General features: G+C 72.8%; 20 protein-coding genes. 13 read left to right on the top strand and 7 right to left on the bottom strand.

Going from position 1 to position 21,786, the window contains the following annotated elements; genetic code table 11:
* The first annotated feature begins 51 nt into the window (after positions 1-51).
* From PV721_RS08835 to PV721_RS08895, 13 genes are all read left to right on the top strand, one after another.
* Positions 52-792, top strand: a complete 741-nt coding sequence (locus tag PV721_RS08835; RefSeq protein WP_319722289.1) for a type 1 glutamine amidotransferase domain-containing protein — start codon at positions 52-54, stop codon at positions 790-792.
* 32 nt (positions 793-824) lie between these two features.
* Positions 825-2,309: an aldehyde dehydrogenase family protein gene (locus tag PV721_RS08840; RefSeq protein WP_319722290.1), complete on the top strand. Its 1,485-nt coding sequence runs from the start codon at positions 825-827 to the stop codon at positions 2,307-2,309.
* A gap of 23 nt (positions 2,310-2,332) precedes the next feature.
* Positions 2,333-2,947 carry an NADPH-dependent F420 reductase gene (locus PV721_RS08845; protein ID WP_319722291.1) on the top strand — a complete coding sequence of 205 codons (615 nt, stop codon included), beginning with the start codon at positions 2,333-2,335 and terminating at the stop codon, positions 2,945-2,947.
* A gap of 2 nt (positions 2,948-2,949) precedes the next feature.
* Positions 2,950-3,474 (top strand): (2Fe-2S)-binding protein, encoded by a 525-nt coding sequence (locus PV721_RS08850; RefSeq protein WP_319722292.1) that lies wholly within the window; start codon positions 2,950-2,952, stop codon positions 3,472-3,474.
* Positions 3,475-3,479: 5 nt separating this feature from the next.
* Entirely contained in the window at positions 3,480-5,885 is a 2,406-nt protein-coding gene (locus PV721_RS08855; protein WP_319722293.1) for a xanthine dehydrogenase family protein molybdopterin-binding subunit, read from the top strand.
* Positions 5,882-6,712, top strand: coding sequence for an FAD binding domain-containing protein (locus PV721_RS08860; RefSeq protein WP_319722294.1), 831 nt, complete (start codon positions 5,882-5,884; stop codon positions 6,710-6,712). The genes PV721_RS08855 and PV721_RS08860 overlap by 4 nt, the downstream gene beginning before the upstream one ends.
* Positions 6,713-6,766: 54 nt before the next feature.
* Entirely contained in the window at positions 6,767-8,023 is a 1,257-nt protein-coding gene (locus tag PV721_RS08865) for an MFS transporter (RefSeq protein ID WP_319722295.1), read from the top strand.
* Positions 8,020-9,531 (top strand): ATP-binding protein, encoded by a 1,512-nt coding sequence (locus PV721_RS08870; protein WP_319722296.1) that lies wholly within the window; start codon positions 8,020-8,022, stop codon positions 9,529-9,531. Before PV721_RS08865 ends, PV721_RS08870 begins: the two co-directional genes overlap by 4 nt.
* Positions 9,532-9,543: 12 nt before the next feature.
* A complete protein-coding gene (locus PV721_RS08875) occupies positions 9,544-9,885 on the top strand; it encodes a nuclear transport factor 2 family protein (protein ID WP_030656331.1) in 342 nt (113 codons plus the stop codon).
* Positions 9,886-10,001: 116 nt separating this feature from the next.
* Positions 10,002-10,649 (top strand): TMEM175 family protein, encoded by a 648-nt coding sequence (locus tag PV721_RS08880; RefSeq protein WP_319722297.1) that lies wholly within the window; start codon positions 10,002-10,004, stop codon positions 10,647-10,649.
* Positions 10,650-10,721: 72 nt separating this feature from the next.
* Entirely contained in the window at positions 10,722-12,038 is a 1,317-nt protein-coding gene (locus tag PV721_RS08885; protein ID WP_319722298.1) for a transposase, read from the top strand.
* Entirely contained in the window at positions 12,038-13,198 is a 1,161-nt protein-coding gene (locus tag PV721_RS08890; protein WP_319722299.1) for an XdhC family protein, read from the top strand. Before PV721_RS08885 ends, PV721_RS08890 begins: the two co-directional genes overlap by 1 nt.
* A gap of 115 nt (positions 13,199-13,313) precedes the next feature.
* Positions 13,314-14,777, top strand: a complete 1,464-nt coding sequence (locus tag PV721_RS08895) for a GuaB1 family IMP dehydrogenase-related protein (RefSeq protein ID WP_319722317.1) — start codon at positions 13,314-13,316, stop codon at positions 14,775-14,777.
* A 237-nt stretch (positions 14,778-15,014) separates the two neighbouring features.
* On the opposite strand, the gene PV721_RS08900 is transcribed toward PV721_RS08895, so the two are convergent.
* The 7 genes from PV721_RS08900 to PV721_RS08930 all read right to left on the bottom strand — a co-directional run bounded on the left by PV721_RS08900 (position 15,015) and on the right by PV721_RS08930 (position 21,749).
* Entirely contained in the window at positions 15,015-15,236 is a 222-nt protein-coding gene (locus PV721_RS08900) for a hypothetical protein (protein ID WP_319722300.1), read from the bottom strand.
* 217 nt (positions 15,237-15,453) lie between these two features.
* A complete protein-coding gene (locus tag PV721_RS08905; RefSeq protein WP_319722301.1) occupies positions 15,454-15,810 on the bottom strand; it encodes a hypothetical protein in 357 nt (118 codons plus the stop codon).
* A gap of 403 nt (positions 15,811-16,213) precedes the next feature.
* Entirely contained in the window at positions 16,214-17,458 is a 1,245-nt protein-coding gene (locus PV721_RS08910; RefSeq protein ID WP_416371063.1) for a sensor histidine kinase, read from the bottom strand.
* Entirely contained in the window at positions 17,455-19,212 is a 1,758-nt protein-coding gene (locus tag PV721_RS08915; protein WP_319722302.1) for a cation acetate symporter, read from the bottom strand. The genes PV721_RS08910 and PV721_RS08915 overlap by 4 nt, the downstream gene beginning before the upstream one ends.
* 135 nt (positions 19,213-19,347) lie before the next feature.
* Positions 19,348-19,623, bottom strand: coding sequence for a hypothetical protein (locus PV721_RS08920; protein WP_319722303.1), 276 nt, complete (start codon positions 19,621-19,623; stop codon positions 19,348-19,350).
* Between the two features lie 196 nt (positions 19,624-19,819).
* Positions 19,820-20,644 carry a LytTR family DNA-binding domain-containing protein gene (locus PV721_RS08925; protein ID WP_319722304.1) on the bottom strand — a complete coding sequence of 275 codons (825 nt, stop codon included), beginning with the start codon at positions 20,642-20,644 and terminating at the stop codon, positions 19,820-19,822.
* Positions 20,645-20,768: 124 nt separating this feature from the next.
* Positions 20,769-21,749, bottom strand: a complete 981-nt coding sequence (locus tag PV721_RS08930) for an SCO0930 family lipoprotein (protein ID WP_319722319.1) — start codon at positions 21,747-21,749, stop codon at positions 20,769-20,771.
* Positions 21,750-21,786 lie beyond the last annotated feature (37 nt).

Consider the following 21,786-nt stretch of genomic DNA (forward strand, 5'->3'; position numbering starts at 1 on the left):
CTTGCGGGGGGCGTGTTGAATCGGCAGCGAATCCAGAACAAGGAGAGAGTCATGAAGATTCTCGTCGTCATGACGGCCAAGGCCACACTGCACCTGCTGGACGGCGAACAGCATCCCTCGGGATTCTGGGCCGAGGAATTCGTCGTCCCCTATCAGCTCTTCAAGGCCGCCGGCCACGCCGTGGACGTGGCGACGATCGGTGGCCAGGCCCCCACCGTCGACCGGACGAGCATCGACCCCCAGTTCCTCCAGTGGGTCCGCCCCCAGGGTTCGCCGGACGAGGACGCGGCCAACGCCGCCGAGTACGTCCGGGTCATCGGGGACACCCCCCAGCTGAGAGCCCCCCTGGCGCTGGAGGACCTCACCGAGAAGGACATCGCCGACTACGACGGCGTGTACGTCAGCGGCGGCCACGGCGCCATCGGCGACCTGCCCAAGTCCGACGAGCTCGCGCAGATCCTGCGCTGGGTCATCGCCCAGGACAAGCCGCTCGCCACCGTCTGCCACGGCCACACCTCGCTGCTCGCGCTGCGCGACGGCGATGGCCGCTGGCCGTTCGAGGGCTACCGGATGACGGCCTTCTCGCACAGCGAGGAACTGGTCACCACCATGGCCGGCCGGCTCCCGCTGATCCTGGAGGTCGAGCTCACCCGGCTCGGCGGCCGCTACGAGAAGGCCGAAGCGATCTGGGACTCGCACGTGGTCGTGGACCGCAAGCTGACGACCGGCCAGAACCCCTACTCCTCCAAGGCCCTCGCCGAGACCTTCTTACGGCAGCTCGCGAAGGGCTAGTACCGCCCCGCACCCGACACCGGAAGGCAGCCATGACCAAGCGTGAGCTGAGCGGCCAGCCCCTCGCGAACCCCGGGAAACTGTTCATCGGCGGCACCTGGGTCCCGGCCCAGGACGGCCGTACCGAACCGGACATCAGCCCCGTCGACGGGCAGGAGATCGTGCCGGTGGCCCAGGCCGCCGCCGCCGACGCGGACGCGGCCGTCGCCGCCGCCCGCAAGGCGTACGAGGAAGGCCCGTGGAGCAGACTGTCCGCCCAGGAACGCGCGCTGCGCCTGAACCGGGTCGGTGAGCTCATCGAGCGCGACCTGGAGGAGATCGCCCTGCTGGAGACCGTGGACATGGGCAAGCCGTTCGCCTTCTCCAGCACGGTCGACGCCCCCATGGCCGCTCAGCTCATGCACTACTACGCCGGCGCCGTGACCCGCGTCGACGGCTCCTCGCGGGCCCCGGCCGGCGGACAGCTGGCCTACACCCTGCGCGAACCGCTGGGCGTGGTCTGCGCCATCACCCCGTTCAACTTCCCGCTGCTGCTGTCGATGACGAAGATCGCGCCGGCCCTCGCGGCGGGCAACACGGTGGTCCACAAGCCCTCCCCGGCCACCCCGCTCACCGCCCTGAAGATCGCCGAGCTCTTCCAGGAGGCGGAGATCCCGGACGGCGTACTGAACGTGATCACCGGTCCCGGCGTGGAACTGGGGGAGACCCTCACCGACCACCCGGACATCGACAAGATCGCCTTCACCGGCTCCACCTCGGTCGGCCAGTCCATCATCCGCAAGGCGGCCGGCACCCTGAAGAAGGTGACGATGGAGCTCGGCGGCAAGTCCGCCAACATCGTCTTCGCCGACGCCGACCTCGACGCCGCCGAAGAACTCGCCTTCTTCGGCATCTACTACAACAAGGGCGAGATCTGCACCGCCGGCTCCCGCCTGCTCCTGCACCGGCCCATCCACGACGAGATGGTCGAACGCCTCGTCCGCCGGGCCGCCGCCCTCAAGCCCGGCGACCCGCGCGACCCGGCCACCCTCTTCGGGCCGCTGGCCCACCGCGGCCAGTTCGACAAGGTCAGCTCCTACATCGAGGTGGGCGAGAAGGAAGGCGCCGTCCTGCGCACCGGCGGCACCGGCTGGACCCCCGAGGGCGCCTCCGACCAGGGCCTGTACTTCCTGCCGACCGTCTTCACCGGCGTCGACAACGGGATGCGGATCGCCCAGGAGGAGATCTTCGGCCCGGTCCTGTCGATCATCCCGTTCGACACCGAGGAGGACGCCGTGCGCATCGCCAACGACAGCGCGTACGGCCTCGCCGCCGGCGTCCACACCAAGGACCTCAGGCGCGCCCACCGGGTCGCCTCGCAGATCAAGGCCGGCACGGTCTGGGTCAATTGCTACAACCAGTACGACCCCTCCGTGCCCTACGGCGGCTACAAGGCCTCCGGCTACGGCCGTGAGTGCGGCCCCGAGTCGCTCGAGAGCTACACCCAGACCAAGTCGGTCTGGATCGGCATGGACTGAGGTCCCCTCCCGAAGGAGCGGCAATGCGCACAGGCATCATCGGCACCGGGCGGATCGGCTCGACCCTGGCCAGGATCCTGGTGGCGGCGGGCCACCAGGTCGTCCTCGCCAACGCCCGGGGCCCGCAGACCCTCGGCCCGCTCGTGGCCGAGCTGGGAGGGGCGGCCTCGGCGGCGCACCCCGCCGAGGCCGCCGTCCAGGCCGAACTCCTGGTGCTGATGGTGCCCTTCGACGGCGTCCGGGGGCTGCTCCCGCCGCGCGTCGTGCAGGACAAGGTGCTGGTGGACGCCACCAACGCGTTGGGCGGCCCCGGCACCCCCGCCGCGCGAGGCGGGCGCGGTTCCAGCGACCTGGTCGCCGAGTGGTATCCCGACGCCCAGGTCGTGAAATCCCTGAACACCATGCATTTCGAAACCCTCGCCGTCGCCGGAACTGCACCCGGAGAGCGCCTGGCGCATTACACGGCGGGCGACGACGCGAAAGCGAAGGAAATCGTCGCGGGAATCATCACGGATCTGGGATTCGCGCCCGTAGACACCGGCCCGCTGCACTCCGGAGGAATTCTCCAGCAGCCCGGCGGGCCCCTCTTCAACCGGCCGCTCACGGAAGCGCAGGCGCTGGCATGGATATCACACTGAATGTGAACGGAAGACCCGAGCAGTTCTCGGCGCAGCCGAACGAACTGCTCGTGGAACGGCTCCGCGACGGCCTCGGACTCACCGGCACCAAGGTCGGCTGCGACACCGGCCAGTGCGGCTCCTGCGTCGTCCGGCTCGACGGCAGGTCCGTCAAGAGCTGCCTGGTCCTCACCGCCTCGGCCGCCGGCAGCGAGGTGGCCACCATCGAGGGCGTCACCACCCCGGGCGGCGAACTGACCGGACTCCAGGAGGCCCTGCGCCAGGAGCACGGCACCCAGTGCGGCTTCTGCACCCCCGGAATGGTCATGGCGCTCGGCGAACTCGTCGACACCACCGCCGGCGGTCAGGCCCCCACCGAGCCCGAGATCCGCGAGTGGCTCACCGGGAACCTGTGCCGCTGCACGGGCTACCACAGCGTCGTACGGGGCGTGCAGCGCGCCTGCGCCGCCGTCCGGGCCGAAAAGCCCGCGGCCCTCGCCGAGTCCGGCGCCGTCGCCGCGTCCACCGCTGCCGGACAGGAGGTGTGAGGGACATGACCGCAGTGACGGGGGACGCCCCTGCCGTGGGAGGCGGGGTGCTCGGGCAGCCGCTGGACAGCCGCGAGGACCCGCCGCTGCTGCGCGGCGAGGCGACGTACGTGGCGGACATCGACCTGCCGGGCTCCGCCCACATGGCCATCCTGGGCAGCCCGGTCGCCCACGCGAAGATCCTCTCCATCGAGACCAAGGCCGCGGAGCAGCTTCCCGGTGTGCTGAAGGTGGCCACCGCCGCCGACTTCACCGACGTGATGCCGCTGCCCTGCATCTGGATACCCGGCGGGGTCGAGAGCCACTTCCCGCCCCACCCCTACGGACTTCCCGGCGCCCGCCCGGTCCTCACCGGCGACACCGTGCGGCACGTCGGCGACCCTATCGCCGTGGTCGTCGCCGAGACCCCGCGCCAGGCCACCGCGGCGCTCGCCGCCATCGCCGTCGAGTACGAGCCGCTGCCCGTGGTCACCCGGGCCGACGAGGCACTCGCCGACGGCGCGCCCCGGCTGCACGAGGCCGTTCCGGGCAACCTGAACGCGTACTGGACCTGCGGCGACAAGGACCGCACCGACGCGGCCGTCGCCGAGGCCGAGGTCACCGTCGAGCTCGACCTGGTCAACCAGCGCACCATCAACAGCCCCATCGAGCCCCGCGGCGCGGTCGGCGACTTCAACGCCGCCACCGGCGAGTACACGCTCTACGCCTCCACCCAGGGCCCGCACAACCACCGCTTCCTGCTTTCCGCGCTGGTCCTCGGCATCCCCTTCAACAAACTCCGCGTGATCGCCCCGACGGTCGGCGGCAGCTTCGGCACCAAGGGGTACCTGTACCCCGACATGGCGCTGGTCCTGCTGCTCTCCAAGGCGCTCGGCCGGCCGGTGAAGTGGGTGGACACCCGCACCGGGCTGATGAACTCCACCGTCCAGGGTCGCGACCACCGCCAGCACGTCACCCTCGCCGGCACCCGCGACGGCCGCATCACCGCCGTGCGCGCGACCAGCTACGCCAACCTCGGCGCCTACCCCTCCACCATCGGCCCCGGTGTCGCCACCGCCCTGATGGGCCGCTCCATCAGCGGCATGTACGACATCGGCGCGGCCTTCTGCGAGGTCTACGCCGCCTTCACCAACACCGTCCCGCTCGGCGCCCAGCGCGGCAGCGGGCGCGCCGAGGCCGCCTTCCTCATGGAGCGCCTGGTCGACCGGTACGCGTCCGAGATCGGCATGGACCCGGCGGCCGTACGGCGCAAGAACCTGGTGCCGAAGGAGAAGTTCCCCTACGCCAACGGTCTGGGCTGGACCTACGACTCCGGGAACTACGCGCTGAACTTCGACCGGGCGATCGAGCTGTCGGGCTACGCCGACATGCCCGCCCGCAAGGCCGAGGCCCGCACCCGCGGCAAGCGCCTGGGCGTCGGCCTCGCCACCTACGTGGCGATCTGCGGCGTCGGCCCCTCAACCCGGATGTCCCAGGAGGGCATGCTCGGCGGCACCTGGGAGAGCGCGAACATCCGCGTCCACCCGACCGGAGAGGTCACCGTCACGGTGGGCTCCGCCTCCACCGGCCAGAGCCACGGCACCGTCTTCGCGATGGTCGCCGCCGACGAGCTCGGCATCGACCCGGACACGGTCCAGGTCCTCGAAGGCGACACCCAGAAGGCCCCGTACGGGCAGGGCACCTACGGCTCGCGCTCCTACAGCATGGCCGCGCCCGCCGTCGCCCTCACCGCCCGGAAGATCAAGAGCAAGCTGGTGAAGGCCGGCGCGGTGTTCCTGGGCGTCCCCGAGGAGAAGGTCGTCTACGAGGGCGGGAAGGTCTACGAAGAGGGCAACCCGGAGAACACCAAGACCTTCGCCGAGCTGGCCATGGCCATGTGGTACGGCTGGGGGCTGCCCCCGGAGATCGAGCCGGCCCTCGACGAGACCACCCACTTCGACCCGCCGGACTTCAACTACCCCTTCGGGACGCACGTCGCGGTCGTCGAGATCGACGAACTGACCGGCGAGACCGAGGTGGTGGCCTACACGGCCGTCGACGACGCCGGGAACATCGGCAACCCCAAGATCGTCCACGGGCAGATCGAGGGCAGCATCGTGCACGGCCTCGGCCAGGCCCTCATGGAGGCCGCCGAATACGACGAGAACGGGCTGCTCGTCAGCTGCGACCTCAACCACTACGCCCTGCCGCGCGCCGCCGACGTGCCGTTCTTCGCGCTCGACAAGACCGTCACGCCCAGCCCGCACAACCCGCTCGGCGCCAAGGGCGCCGGCGAGATCGCCACCGTCCCGCCCGCGGCGGCCGTCGTCAACGCCGTCGTCGACGCCCTCTCCGACCTGGGCGTCCAGCACATCGACATGCCGCTCACCCCCGAGAAGGTCTGGCGCCGCCTGAGAGGGGAATCCCAGTGATCCTCACCGAATTCGACTACGTCCGGCCGGCCGGCCTCGACGAGGCGCTGGCCCTGCTCACCGGGGTGCGCGGAGCCCGGGTCCTGGCCGGCGGGCAGAGCCTGCTGCCCGACCTGCGCGCGGGAGCCGACCGCGCCCGCCTGCTGGTCGACATCCGGAGGCTGGACGAACTGCGGGGCGTCCGGCCCGACCCCGGCGGCGGGCACCTGCGGATCGGGGCCCTGACCACGCTCGCCGAGCTCGCCATGGACCCGCTGGTGCTCGCCGAGGCCCCCGAACTGGCCGCCGCGGCCCGCTCCAACGGCGACCCGCAGGTCCGCAACCTCGGCACAGTCGGCGGCAACCTCGCCGCGGCCGGGCGGGCCACCGACCTGCCGGTCGCCGCGATCGCCGCGGACGCCGTGGTCGAACTGGCCGGCCCCGAGGGGCGGTCGGCCCTGCCGGCCGAGGAGTACGCGGCCGGCCGCGCACCCGCCGCCGCGGTGCTCACCGCCCTGCTGGTGCCCGCCGCCGGCCGGGCCGCCGCCTTCGCGAAGACCGCCGACCGGGCCACCCGCTACCCGGTGTGCGCCACCGCCGTACGGATCACTCCCGACGGGCCGCGCATCGCCGTCACCGGGGCCACCTCCCGCGCGCTGCGGCTGCGCGGGGTCGAAGACCGGCTGCGCGGGGGCCCGTACGGCACCGCCGCCGTCCTCGCGGCCTTTCGCGCCGAACCCCGGGAGCTCTTCGTCCCCGGGCGCGGCACCTCGGCCGAGTACCTCGGCCACCTCGCGGGGGTACTGACGGCCCGAGCCTTGCAGCGGGCCGAGCAGGCACTCGCCTGATCGCCCATCAGGGGGCCCGGAACGGGCCCCATCACGGGGGAGTTGAGTGAAGCAGTGGCCGAATCATCGAAGACGACCACGGGGATCACCGTGCACCCGGCCGCACCGGCGGCCGGCGCGGCCAGAGGCTCCGGCTTCTGGCTGGTGGGAGCGGTCCTCGTCCTGCTGATGCTCTCCTCCTCCGTACCCTCCGCCCTCTACGTGCTCTACCAGCAGGAGTGGGGCCTGTCCTCCGGCACGATCACGGTGGTCTTCGCCCTGTACGCCGTCACGGTGCTCGCCGGGCTCCTGCTGTTCGGGTCCCTCTCCGACACCCTGGGCCGGCGCCCGGTCCTGGGCGCCGGCCTGGTCCTGGCGATCGTCTCGATGGCCCTGTTCGCCGGAGCCGACGGGCTCGGCCTGCTCCTCGCCGCCCGCGCCGTACAGGGCCTGGCCGTCGGCCTCGCCACCGGGGCGATGGGCGCGGCCCTGCTGGAACTCAGCCCCGCCTCGAAGCCCGCGCTCGGCGCCCAGGTCAACAGCGCCGGCCCGACCGTGGGCATCGGGCTCGGCGGGATCGGGGCCGGACTGCTCGTCCAGTACGCGCCCGCGCCGACCGTCCTGAGCTACCTGCTGCTGGTCGGGGCCTTCGCCGTGACCCTGGTGGGCGTGGTCAGGATGCGGGAGAGCGCGCCGGGCGCCGGAGGGCGCTTCCGCGTGGTCCCGCACCGGATCCGCGTACCGGAGGGGGCCCGGGGCCGGTTCGCCGTCCTCGTGCTGACCATCGTCGCCGTCTGGTCGGTGGGCGGCTTCTACCTCTCGCTCGGGCCGCACCTGGCGCTCTCGCTGCTGGAGTCCACCAACTACCTCGTCGGCGGCGCCACGGTGGCCCTCCTCGCGGGCGCCGCCACCGTCGCCCAGCTGATGCTCGGCGGCACCGCGGCGCTGCGTACCGCGGTCCTCGGGCTGTTCGGACTGCTCGCCGGGCTCGGCCTGGTGCTGCTCGCGCTGGGCCTCGGCTCGGCCGTGGTGTTCCTGGCGGCCACCGCGGTCCTCGGCAGCGGCTGGGGCGCCGCCTTCCTCGGCTCCTTCCGGGCGCTGAGCGCGCTCGCCGAACCGGCGCACCGCGGTGAACTGACCGCGGCCGTATACGTCTTCGCGTACCTCGCGATGAGCGCGCCGGCGGTCCTCGCCGGGATGCTCACCAACATCCACGGGCTGCACCGCACCAGCGTCGGCTTCATGGCCGCCGTCGCCGGGGTGTGCGCGCTGGCCCTGCTGGCCACCCTGCGACTGGCCGCCCGCACCAGGGCCGAGGGGGGCACGGTATGAAGCCGGCAGAACTGCGGTCCGCCCTGCGCTCGCTGGAGATCTTCGAAGGGCTGACCGAGGACCAGCTGGACTGGCTGGTCTCGGTGTCCGAACCCCGGGTCCTCGCCGACGGGGAGGTGCTCTTCCGGGACGGTGAGGAGGCCGCCGGCTTCCACGTCCTGCTCTCGGGCGGCCTGGTCGTCACCAAGGTCGTCGACGGCCGGGAGGAGGTGCTCACCCGCCACTCCACAGAAGAAGAGAGCGCTTCCGCCGAGGAGCACGACGGCAAACCGTCCGCCGCCCACCGGTTCACCGGCGAACTGCCCCTGCTGACCGAGGGCTCGTACGTGGCCACCGCGGCCGCGAGCGGGCCGTCGACCACCGTCGTGGCGTACCCCAGGCCGGTGTTCTTCGACATGCTGACCCGCTGCCACGGGGTGGCCGCCGTACTGATCCCCGTACTGGCCTGGCGGATCAAGTCCTCCGAGGTGCAGGCACGCAAACGGGCCACTGTGGAGGCCCTCGGCACCCTCGCGGCCGGGCTCGCGCACGAGCTGAACAACCCGGCGGCCGCCGTGGCACGGGCCGCACAGGAGCTGGCCCCGGCCCTGGACCGGCTCACCCGGACCGCCCAGGCCTGGGGCGCGGCCGCCACCGGCGCGGAGCGGGCCGTCTTCGACCGGCTCGCCGAGGAACTGGACGGACTGCCGCCGCCGGCGACCACCGACCCGTTCGCGCAGGCCGACGCCGAGGAGGAGATCGCCGACTGGGCCGAGGGGGCGGGCACCGAACGGCCCGGCCTGCTCGGTTCCGGGATCTCGGACCTCGGACGGGAACTGGGCTGGCTGGTGGAACGGCTGGAGGGGGTCGGCGCGCCGGCCCTCGCCTGCGCCCTGGACCACCTGGCGGCGCTGCTGGAGATCCGCTCGCTCGCCGCGGAGCTCCGGGCCGCGGGCCCCAGGATCTCCCAACTCGTCTCCGCCACCCGGGATTACGCCAATCTCGACCGCGCGCCCGAACAGCGCTTCCCCGTGACCGAGGGACTGGAGAACACGCTGGTCGTGCTGCGCGCCAAGCTCACCGGCATCAGCATCGTGCGTGAGTACGAGCCCGGCCTGCCCGAACTGACGGGCTATCCGAGCGAGTTGAACCAGGTGTGGACCAACCTGGTCGACAACGCCGCCGAGGCGATGGAGGGCGCGGGCGTACTGACCCTGCGCGCCCGGGCCGAGGGCGTCTGCATGGTCGTGGAGATCTGCGACACCGGCCGAGGCATCCCCGGGGAATCCCTGCCGAGGATCTTCGAGCCCTTCTACACCACCAAGGACGTGGGCAAGGGCACGGGCCTGGGGCTGCACCTCAGCTACCGCATCGTGACCCAGCGCCACCACGGCTCGATCACCGCGCGCTCGCGTCCCGGCGAGACCCGGATGGTGGTCCGGCTGCCCCTCGCCGGCAGCGCCCAGTCGTGCGTCCCACCTGCCACAACGCCCGATACGACACCCGTCGAGGGCACCTCACCCAGTTGAAACGGAGTCGACATGGCCAAGTACGACATCTCCAAGCTGCACCCGGTGTTCGTCCGCCAGATGGAAGCGCTGGCCGCCCTGGACATCGAGGCGGTGATGAAGAACTACACCGACGACGCCGTGCTGCTGCGCTTCGAGGGGGTCTCGGTGGGCATCGAAGCCGTTCGCGAGACGTTCACCGGCTATCTCACGGTGAAGCCCACGCTCGTCGAACTCCAGGAGTACATCGAGACCGAAGACACCATCTTTTACCGGGCGATCATGAACCTGAACGGCGAACCGGAGCATGCGTTCGGGACACTCGTCGTCCGCGATGGCCGGATCTGGCGTCAGACTGCCGGTTTCGGCGGCTGACGGCCGAAATCTGGGTAGCGTGTGCGGGGAGGGCGGGAGAGCGCCCTCCCCGTATGTGTGGCATACCGTGCGCTTGCAGACTGCGCATATATGCGAGCCGTGGCAAAGGGGAGGCAATGGAAAACGAAACCGGGCGGATCGAGGCATTCAGTGACGGTGTATTCGCCGTCATCATCACCATCCTTGTTCTGGAATTGAAGGTTCCGGAAGAAACGGGCTCGGAGTTCTGGCACGGGGTCCGGGAACAGTGGCCCCATTACGCCGCCTACGTCGTGAGTTTCCTCATCATCGGCGTGATGTGGGTGAACCACCACACCATCTTCAGTCACCTGAAGAGGGTCGACCGCCCGCTGCTGTTCCTGAATCTCCTGGTGCTGATGGTGGTCTCGGTGGTCCCGTACACCACCAACGTCCTCGCCGAACACCTCGTGGAGGAAGGCGGCTCCGCCAACGCGGCCGCGGTCCTCTACAGCGGCGTCACCGTGGCCTACGCCATGGCGTTCCTGGCCTTCTGGTGGTACGTCACCCGGGTCGGCCACCTCTTCCACGAACAGGTGGACCGGGAGGGCGCACGCGCCACACGGGTGCGCTTCGGCCTCGGTGCCATCGCCTACCCCCTCACCGTCGTGCTGGCCTTCTACTCCGCAACTCTCACGCTTGTCGCGCATTTCCTGATCGCGATCTACTATGCGGCGAACCAGATCCCCATCCCCCTCGTGGTAGAGGAAGAGCGGCTCGAAACTGCCAGCGACCTCAGGAAGTAGCCGCCGGGGCCTACGGCCGTTCTCAGCGGTCAAGTAGGGTATTGGATCTAGCTGGTCGCGGGGGAGGCCCAGATGGCTCGCGTAGTTCTGCCGGAGGATTCCACGAGGGAAATCTCCGAATTGATCGACGTCCTGATCTCTCTGCTCTTCGAGTCCTTACCCCGGCGGGACCAGCGAAACTGGGCCCGCGTTTATCTGAACGGGTTGGTGCGGACCACCGGGAAGAAAACAATCCGTAACATCGCCGGAACAGGGGCCAGTTCCGTCGAGCAGAGCCTCCAGCAGTTCATCAGCAAGTCCCCCTGGGACTGGACCCCGGTGCGCCGCTCCCTCGCCCAGCACCTCGAACGCACCGTCCAGCGCCCCCTGGCCTGGGTGCTCCAGCCCATGGTCATAGAGAAGGCCGGCGACCGCTCGGTCGGCGTCGGCCGGCAGTTCGTCCCCCAGCTCGGCCGCACCGCCAACTGTCAGCAGGCCAGCGGGATCTGGCTCGCCTCCAGCGAGGCCAGCTTCCCGGTCGAATGGACCCTCACCCTCCCCGGGCCCTGGACCAGTGAACTCCTGCGCCGCCGACGGGCCGGCATCCCCGACACCGCCCGCTCCCTCACCCCCGCCCAGGACGCCGTACACGCCGTCCAGCGGATGGCCGCGACCTGGCAACTCCAGCGCCGGCCCGTGGTGATGGAGGTCGCCAACGGCGATCTGCCACAGAGCATCGAGTCCTTCACGCTGCAGGACATCCCCTTCGTCTTCAAGGTCGACGGCTCCCTGCCCGTCTCCTTCGGCGGCGCCGGCCGCCACAAACCCGGACCGCACACCGCTCCCGCCCGCGAACTCATCGACTCCCTGCGGTCCCAGCGCCGCGTCGTCGAATGGACCCGGCACGGCCGCACCGAAGGCGCGGTGACCCTACTGACCTCGGCCTCGATCCTCGCCACCCCCTGCGAGGACCGGCCCGTGCCCGCGCCGCCCACCCCGCTGCTGCTCGTCGGAGCCTGGACCGAAGCCGCCCTGCTGCCCTCCGAGTTCTGGATCACCAACATCGGCGACCGGCCCCTCGCCCAGCTCTTCCTGCTCGCCAAACTCACCGACCGGGTCTCCCTGGACTTCGCCGAGACCTGCGAACCGGTGGGCATCCGCGACTTCGAGGGCCGCTCCTTCCGCGGCTGGCACCACCACGCCACCCTCGCGAGCGTGGCCCACGCCGCCACCCTGCTCGGCACCCGGCCGCACCTGCCCGACGGATACCCCGGGCCGGCCCACGCCGCCGTCACCCGGCCGGCCGTCACCGCGGCCCGGCCCGCCGCAGCCCGGCCGGCGACCCCGGCCGCGCTGCCGCCGCGCCCCTACCTCCCCGGCCAGACCCCGCGCCGCGAGTACATCCGCTGATGCTCGATATAGCCCACGAGCTACGCGCGTGGTGCGCCGCGCAACGGGAGTTCGCACTGGCCACCGTCGTGGCCGTCAGCGGGAGCGCCCCGCGCGGCCCCGGTGCCTCCCTCGCCGTCGACGCCCGGGGCACCGCCCTCGGCTCCATCTCCGGGGGCTGCGTGGAATCCGCCGTGCACGAGCTGTGCCTCGACGCGATCGCGACCGGCCGGGGCGGTTTGCACCGCTTCGGCTACAGCGACGACGACGCCTTCGCCGCGGGCCTGACCTGCGGAGGAGTCCTGGAGGTGCTGGTCACCCCGGTGCGCGGACCCGACCCGGTACGGCCCGTGCTCGGCTCCGTGCTCGACGCCGCCGCCGGCGGGACCCGCGCCGCGCTCGCCCGGGTGGTCTCCGGCCCGCCCCGCCAGCTCGGCCGGGCGCTCGCCGTCCACGCCGACGGCTCCTACGAGGGCGGGCTCGCCGGCGGCCCCGCCCTGGACCGGGCCGCCGCCGGGCGGGTACGGGCCCTGCTGCTGGCCGGGCGCACCGGCACCGCCGAGCTCGGCACCGCCGGCGGACTCTGCGGGGAGCCGCTCACCCTGCTCGTCGAATCGGCCGCCGAGCCGCCCCGGCTCATCGTCTACGGGGCCATCGACTTCGCCGCGGCCCTCGCGCGGATCGGCGCCTTCCTCGGCCACCGGGTCACCGTGTGCGACGCCCGGCCCGTCTTCGCGACCCCGGAGCGCTTCCCCGACGCCGACGAGGTCGTCGTCGACTGGCCGCACCGGCACCTGGCCGCGGAATGGGAGGCGGGCCGCCTGGACTCCCGTACCGCCGTGTGCGTCCTCACCCACGACGCCAAATTCGACGTACCGCTGCTGGAACTGGCCCTGCGGCTGCCCGTGGGTTACGTGGGGGCCATGGGATCGCGGCGCACCCACGCCGAACGCGAGAGACGGCTGCGGGAGGAAGGGGTGACGGACTCCGCGCTCGCCCGGTTGCGCTCACCCATCGGGCTGGACCTCGGCGGCGCCACCCCCGAGGAGACCGCCCTGGCCATCGCCGCCGAGTTCACGGCGGTGCGGCACGGAGGAACGGTGCTCCCGCTGGCCCGGCGCCGCGGCCCGGTGCACCGGCGGGAGGGTTCGGCCCGGCCGGCGGTGACGAAGGTCCCGTAGGAAAGAACCACGCGGCCCGGTATGTCCTGGACGATCGGCCCGGACGGTGTAAACGCCAGGTCGTGGGAGAATGAAGTACGTGCGTTTCCTCGGCTGACCCGTCGAGGTACCTCCGATCGACTGGGATGTTCAGCACGTGCGTTTCCTCAATGACTCGAAGCCGCCGTACGACCTGACGTACGACGATGTGTTCATGGTTCCGAGCCGCTCCGCGGTCGGTTCCCGCCAGGGCGTCGACCTCTCCTCGCCCGACGGCACCGGCACCACCATTCCGCTGGTCGTGGCGAACATGACCGCCATCGCGGGCCGCCGGATGGCCGAGACCGTCGCCCGCCGCGGCGGCATCGTCGTCATCCCGCAGGACATCCCGATCGAGATCGTCACCGACGTCATCTCCTGGGTGAAGACCCGCCACCACGTGCTCGACACCCCGATCACGCTGGCGCCCACCCAGACGGTCGCCGACGCGCTGTCCCTGCTGCCCAAGCGCGCCCACGGCGCCGGAGTCGTCGTCGACGACGAGGGCCGACCGGTCGGCGTCGTCACCGAGCACGACCTGAGCGGTGTCGACCGCTTCACCCAGCTCTCCGAGGTCATGTCGAAGGAGCTGCTGCTCCTCGACGCCGACATCGACCCCCGCGAGGCCTTCAACAAGCTCGACGCCGGCCACCGCAAGCTGGCCCCCGCCGTCGACGAGGACGGCAAGCTCGTCGGCATCCTCACCCGCAAGGGCGCCCTGCGCGCGACCCTCTACACCCCGGCGACCGACGCCAACGGCAAGCTGCGCATCGCGGCCGCCGTCGGCATCAACGGCGACTTCGTGGCCAAGGCCAAGCAGTTGCTCGACGCGGGCGTGGACACACTCGTCATCGACACGGCGCACGGCCACCAGGAATCGATGATCAACGCGATCAAGGCCGTCCGCGCGCTGGACCCGCAGGTCCCGATCGTGGCCGGCAACATCGTCGCCGCCGAGGGCGTCAAGGACCTCATCGACGCCGGCGCGGACATCATCAAGGTCGGTGTGGGCCCCGGCGCCATGTGCACCACCCGCATGATGACCGGCGTGGGCCGCCCGCAGTTCTCCGCGGTGCTGGAGTGCGCGGCCGAGGCGAAGAAGCACGGCAAGCACGTGTGGGCCGACGGCGGCGTCCGCCACCCGCGCGACGTGGCGATGGCGCTGGCCGCCGGAGCGTCCAACGTCATGATCGGCTCCTGGTTCGCCGGTACGTACGAGTCCCCGGGCGACCTCCAGCAGTCGGCCGACGGCCGTCTTTACAAGGAGTCCTTCGGCATGGCCTCGGCGCGCGCGGTGCAGAACCGCACGAGCGAGGAGTCGGCCTACGACCGCGCCCGCAAGGGCCTGTTCGAGGAGGGCATCTCCACCTCGCGCATGTTCCTCGACCCGGCGCGTCCGGGCGTCGAGGACCTGATCGACTCGATCATCGCGGGCGTCCGCTCCTCGTGCACGTACGCCGGTGCGGGCTCGCTGGCGGAGTTCGAGGAGAAGGCGGTCGTCGGCATCCAGTCCGCGGCGGGCTACGCCGAGGGCAAGCCGCTGCACGCCAGCTGGAGCTAGTCCCACCCGACCGTGGCCCCGGCCGTCCCTCCACGGACGCCGGGGCCACGGCCGTTCCGGGGGCGCCCGCCCCCGGCGACGCGCGGGTCTGGGCCGGAGCCCCGGGCTGTGGAGCCGCGCGGGCGATCGAGCCCCATGGGCAGGGCCCGGGGCGACCGTTCGGCGTGGCGGGTGACCGTTCGGCGCAGGCGGGACCCGGATACGCCAAGCGGCGGATAACTCCGGGGCGCCGGTCGGTCACGCTGAGGTCCCGACCAGGAAGCGCACACCCAGGCTGCGCAGCCGGGAATCGGCCCGGGCGATGTCCCACCGGGCGCCCAGGTCCTCGTACGCGGCCGCCGCGCGCGTCAGCGCCGACCGCGCGCCGGCGAGATCGCCGTGCCACGCCCCCGCCACCGCCAGGTCCTCCAGGGTGTGGCCCAGCACCAGCGGCCACCCGCCGCGCTCGCCCCGCGCCACCGCCTGCGCCAGGAGTTCGGGATCCTGCGCGAACAGGGCCCTGGCAGCGCAGCAGGGCCAGCGCCGGTCCCGGGTACTCGGCCGGCGTGCGCGCCGCGCGCCCGCAGCGCTCCACCGCCGTCCGGGCCGTGGCCGTCTCCCCGCACTCCAGGGCCAGCCGGACGATCTCCGACAGCACCCAGGGTCGGTCGTACGCCACCGCCTCCTCGACCCCCTCCTACAGCATCAGCAGCCGCGGATTGCCGCCCGCCTGCTCCGCGGCCTCCCGCAGCTGGGGGCCGGGCCCGGCCCCCAGCAGGTCCCGGACCAGTCCGGCCGTCTCCGCCGCGGACAGCGGCTCCAGCCGGAGCGTGCGCCCGCCCGGAGTCGCGCACAGCTCCTCCACCTCGGGGCGCCTCGGCAGCGGCCGCCGGGTCGCCGCCAGCAGCAGGGGCGGCCGCCCCGTTACCGCCCGATCGGCCAGGCGCCGCCACAGCAGCAGGCTGGCCGCGTCTGCCCGGTGCGCATCGTCCAGCACCAGCAGCAGCGGCCGCTGTGCGCACCACTCCTCGACCGCGGCCGTCAGCAGGGCCACGGCCGCCAGCAGCGCGCAGCCGGGGCCGCGCCGCCCCCTCGGCCTCCCGCAGCAGGGCGACGGCCGCGGCCCGGTCCGGGCCGCGGGGGTGCAGGCAGTCCAGTGCGGCGCGCAGCGGCAGTTCCACGCCGGGGGTGTCGGCCGCCGCGTACCGCACGCGGCAGCCCAGGGCCGCCGCCCGTGTCAGGGCGTCCCGTACGAAGCCGGTCCGGCCCGCGCCGGCCTCGCCCTCCACGACCAGGAAGGCCCCGTGCCTTCGGCGCCCGCGCGCACCCATTCCCGCAACCCGTCACGAAGCCGCTCTCGCCCGACCCGCACGTCGGCGATCCCTTCCGCAGTCACTGCCGGGGGTGTCCCCACCGGTCGCGCCGCGCCCCTCCCAGGATGACACGGGATAGGACGCTCAGGGACGGGGAAGCTGGTGGCCCGACGGTGAACTGTGCACGCCCGCACGGTATTTGGGGATGCGGATGGTGACCTTCATGCCGGCGCCGACGCCCGTTTCGATCACCGGCCCGTACTCGTCCCCGTACACCTGCCGGATCCGCTCGTCGACATTGGGCAGCCCGATTCCGGAGGAGGAACCGCTGTGCTCCCCGGCCAGGATCCGGCGGAGCAGGGCCGGGTCCATTCCCACCCCGTTGTCCTCGACGGTGATCACCGCCTCCGCGCCCGCGTCCTGCGCGGTGATCGTGATCCGGCACTCCTCGGTGGAGTCCTCCAGCCCGTGCTTGACGGCGTTCTCCACCAGGGGCTGCAGGCAGAGGAACGGCAGCGCCACCGGCAGCACCTCCGGCGCCACCTGCAGGGTCACCTTCAGCCGGTCGCCGAAGCGGGCCCCGGCCAGCGCCAGATACTGCTGGACGGAGCGCAACTCCTCGGCGAGCGTGGTGAAGTCGCCGTGCCGCCGGAAGGAGTACCGGGTGAAGTCCGCGAACTCCAGCAGCAGTTCCCGCGCGTGCTCCGGATCGGTGCGGACGAACGAGGCGATCGCGGCCAGCGAGTTGAAGATGAAGTGCGGGGAGATCTGCGCCCGCAGCGCCTTGATCTCCGCCTCCATCAGCCGGGTCCGCGAGCGGTCCAGCTCGGACAGCTCCAGCTGTACGGACACCCACCGGGCGACCTCCGTCGCGGCCCGCACCAGTACCGCGGACTCCCGCGACCCGTACGCCACCAGCGCGCCCAGCATCCCGTCCTCGCCGGTGAGCGGGGCCACCACCGCCCACTTCAGCGGGCAGTCGGGCCGCTGGCACTCGGTCCGCACGCTCTGGCTGCGCCCCGACTCCAGCATCACCGCCACCCGGGCCATCGCCCGCCGCTCGTGGTGCTCGGCGCCCGGCCCGTCCCAGGCCAGCACCGACTCCCGGTCCGTGAGGCACAGGGCCTCCGTGCCCAGCAGCGAACGCAGCCGCCGGGCGGCCTTGCGCGCGGCGTCCTCGGTGAGCCCGGCGCGCAGCGGGGGAGCGGCCAGCGAAGCCGTGTGCAGGGTGTGGAACGTGGCCCGCTCCACCGGCGTCCCGAGGTCCAGCCCGGCCGCCCGTTCACCGCGCCGGGCGTTCCGGCGCCCCGCCGCCCAGCCCGTCGCCAGCAGCAGGACCGCACCCGCCACCGCCAGCAGGGCGGGCACGGCCGGACACACCCCGCTCACCGCGGAACCTCCCCCTCGCTCCGCCGGGGGGACTCCCACGCCCGCTCCACGGCAACGTTCTCCGGAAGGTGCAGCCGGGCCAGGGTGGCCGCAGTCCCGGCCGGGACCCGCGACCGGGTGGCCAGCGACACCGCGACCATCGTCACGAACCCGAGCGGCACCGACCACACCGCCGGCCACGCCAGCAGCGTGTGCAACCAGCCCGCCGGAGCCAGACCCGTCCGGGTCGCCAGTACCGCGCTCAGCGCCGCCCCGCCGCCGGTGACCAGACCCGCCACCGCCCCGGGCGGGGTCAGCCCGCGCCACCAGATGCCCAGCACCAGCAGCGGACAGAACGACGACGCCGACACGGCGAAGGCCAGGCCCACCGCATCCGCCACCGGCACCTCCGTCGCCGCCACGCTCCCGCCCAGCGGCACCAGGATCGCCACGAGCACCGCCGAACGGAAGCTGCGCACCCCGCGGGCCGGCAGCACGTCCTGGTGGAGCACCCCGGCCACCGCCATCGTCAGCCCCGAAGCGGTCGAGAGGAACGCCGCGAAGGCGCCCCCCGCCAGCAGCGCCCCCAGCAGCTCGCCGAGCAGCCCGCCCAGCATCCGCTCGGGCAGCACCAGCACCGCCGCGTCCGCGTCGCCGGTCAGGGCGAGTTCGGGGGCGTAGATCCGGCCCAGCGCCCCGTACACCGGCGGCAGCAGGTAGAAGGCGCCGACCAGGCCGAGCACGACCAGTGTGGTGCGCCGCGCGGCCCGGCCGTTGGGGCTGGTGTAGAAGCGCACCGCCACGTGCGGCAGGCCCATCGTGCCGAGGAAGGTGGCCAGGATCAGCCCGTAGGTGGCGTACAGCCGGTGCTCCGGGCGGTCCCCGGACAGCGGCTCCGACCAGCTGGACACCCCGAGTCCGGCTTCCGCACGGGTGTCCGGGACGGGCGTGCCCGGGACGAACTCCAGCCGCGCGTCCGCCCGTACGGAATGCGCGCCGGGGGCCAGGGTCAGCGGGACCGCCACGTAGCCGTGCCCGTCCACCTGCCCGGTCACCGTCACCGTCAGCGGCTCGTCCAGGGACAGCCGCACGTCCTCCGCGAGGGTCACCGAAGTGTGCTCCCGGAAGACCGCCGGGGCGTCGAACGTGGCCCGCGGCGCCCCGTCCCCGGCCCAGGCGGCGAGCAGGAAGAAGGCCGGGACCAGCAGGGCGGCGAGTTTGAGCCAGTACTGGAAGGCCTGCACGAAGGTGATGCTCCGCATCCCGCCGGCGGCCACCGCCGCGCTCACCACGAAGGCCACGACCAGCCCGCCGACCCAGTGCGGGGCCCCGGTCAGGATCTCCAGCGTCAGCCCGGCGCCCTGCAGTTGCGGCAGCAGGTACAGCCAGCCCACCCCGACCACGAACAGCACCGCGATCCGCCGCACCGCCTGCGACTCCAGCCGGGCCTCGGCGAAGTCGGGCAGCGTGTACGCGCCGGAGCGCCGCAGGGGGGCCGCCACCAGCGCGAGCAGCACCACGTACCCGGCCGTGTAGCCCACCGGATACCAGAGCATCGCGGGCCCCTGGAGCAGCACCAGCCCGGCCACCCCGAGGAAGGACGCGGCCGAGAGGTACTCCCCGCTGATGGCCGCCGCGTTGAGCCGGGGCCCCACCGTGCGCGAGGCCACGTAGAAGTCGGAGGTGGTCCGGGATATGCGCAGGCCCAGCGCGCCGACCAGGACGGTGACGACCACGACGACGGCGACCGCGGTCAGCGCGTACGTCTGGTTCACCGATCGGGTCCTTCGGCGCAGGGGAGGGGAGCGGAGACCGGAGTCTACGCACGAGCCCGGACGTGGCAACAGGCACGATCCAGCCCTGCGGTGCCCGTGCCCGGGCTTCGCCCGGGACCCCGCGCCGCCCGTGGATCAGACGGCCGGGTCGCGGTGCTCGGCGCAGTCCCGCAGGGCGATCTCCAGCTCCACGTACGACTCCTCGGCGCGCCGGAAGGCCAGCGTCAGGGCCGCCTCCGCACGCGGCGGCACCTGCTCGCGGACGCCCTCGCGGGCCTCGTACAGGATGTCGGCCCAGCGGGCGGCCGCACTGCGCAGCCGGGCCAGCAGCGCCTCGGCCTCGGCGGGCCCGGCGGGCCGGGTACGGGGCAGTCCGCGCAGGGTGTCGACCAGCGCCTGGATCTCGGACATCTCGCTCCTCCCGCGCCGGAAGATCCACGATACGCAGGCGTGCCGGCGGTGGCGGGCCGTTCACCCCGCCGGTGCGGCCGACGGCTCCGGCGGATCGCCGTACGTCCCTCCCGGCGCGACGAACGGCGCCCGCGCGCGCCGGACGGTCGGGCGCCGGCGGACGGGCGGCCCGTACCGGCTCCGCCGGCGGCCGCTTTCAGCCAGTGGCCTGCCGCATCAGGAGGTCCCGCAGCTCCCGCGCGTGCCTGCGGCTGACCTGGAGCTCCGCCGCCCCGACCCGGACGCTGGTCGTGCCCGCGTCCAGCCGGATCTCGTCGATCCGCGACAGCGCCACCAGATGGCGGCGGTGGATCCGCACGAACCCGCGCGCCGCCCAGCGCTCCTCCAGCGTGGACACGGGGATCCGGACCAGATGGCTGCCCTCGTCGGTGTGCAGGCGGGCGTAGTCGCCCTGCGCCTCGACGTAGGCGATGTCGGCGATCGCCACGAAGCGGGTCACCCCGCCCAGTTCGACCGCGATCTGCTCCGGGGCGCGGTCGGCGACCGTGACCCCGGCGGCCGGGCGGCGCGGCGCCGCCACGGCCGACGGGCTCGCCGCCGCTTCGGCGGCCACCGGCGCCTCCTCGGCGCGGCCCAGCTGCGCGCAGGCCCGCCGGACGGCCTCGGCCAGCCGCTGGGGGCGCACCGGTTTGAGGACGTAGTCCACGGCCTTCAGGTCGAAGGCCTGTACGGCGAAACCCTCGTGGGCGGTGACGAACACGATCAGCGGCGGTTGCGCGAACCCGGCCAGCAGCCGGGCGATGTCCAGACCGGTCAGCCCGGCCATGTGGATGTCGAGGAAGACCACGTCGATGCCGTCGGCCCCGTCCGGTCCGGACTCCAGCGCCCGGGTGACCCGGCGCAGGGCCTCGGTGGCGTCCGAGGCGCCCTCCGCGCTGAGCACGCGGGGGTCCGAGCGCAGCAGGTAGAGGAGTTCCTCCAGGAGCGGCTTCTCGTCGTCGACGGCCAGTACGCGCAGCATGGCGCCGAGTCTAGATACCGGCGCGCCGCGGCGGAACGGGGCGCGGCCCCCGCCCCGGGGGACGGAGGCAGGGGCCGCGCGAACCGTGGTGGGGGCCCGGAGGGGTCTTGGAGCCGTCCCGGGACTACTGGACGGTGATGAGCTTGCCCTCGGGGGAGACGGCGTACCACGTGCCGCCCACGCCCTGGCCGTTGATGTCGCCGGGCTTCTTGTCGCCGGAGAAGGTGTAGACGGGCCAGCAGTCGACGGTCTGCTGCTTCTTGCCGTCCGGGCGGTCCAGGACCAGGTAGTTCTTCTCGACGATGCCCTTGGCGTTCGCCTTGTCCACCGGCGGGACGACCGGCCACTTGGTCAGGCAGTCGCCGACGCACTTGGAGACCATCGGCCACGCGGTGTCCGGCTTGAACCGGTAGACGGTCATGCCCTTGCCGTCGACGATGTGGTCACCCAGCTTCGGGTCCTTCGCCACGGAGAGCCCCGCGGACGCCTCGGCCGCCGCACCCGCCTCGGGCGCGGCCGCCTCGGGCGCGCCGGCAGCGGGCGCCGCCGCCTTCGCGGCCTTCTTTCCGTCCGGCGCGAACGCGAACCACACTCCGCCGACGCCCTGGCCGTTGAAGTCGCCCGCCTTGGCGTCCTTGTTGAAGCGGTACGCGGGCCAGCCGGCCACCGTCAGCTGCTTGCTGCCGTCGCTGCGCACGACCTCGCCGAGCAGCGAGGGGTCCATGCCCGCCGCGGCGGTGGCATCGCCGGCGGCGACCACCGGCCAGGTCTTCTCGCAGTCCCCGTCGCAGTTCGACTTCGGCGGCTTGGCCGTGTCCTTGTCGAAGCGGTAGAGGGTGAGCCCCGCGCTGTCGGTGAGCACCGCGCCGAGCTGGTCGTTGTTCGCGATGGCCAGCTGCCCGCCGGGCTTGGCGCCCGATCCCGCGTCCGCGGCGGGGGCCCCGTATGCGCCGTCCGCGGCGGGAGCCTGGGAGCCCTGGGCGGAGGCGGCACCGGCCGGCTGGGCCGAGTCGGCCGCCTTGTCGTCGGACGGACCGCAGGCGGTCGCGGCGAGGACGACGGCCATCGCGACCGCGGCAAGGGTGGTTCCGCGCTTCATGCCCATCTTGATCTCTCCCACGTGTGATGTGTCTGTCGTGCCG

The organism is Streptomyces sp. MB09-01 (assembly GCF_033794505.1).
GTDB lineage: Bacteria > Actinomycetota > Actinomycetes > Streptomycetales > Streptomycetaceae > Streptomyces.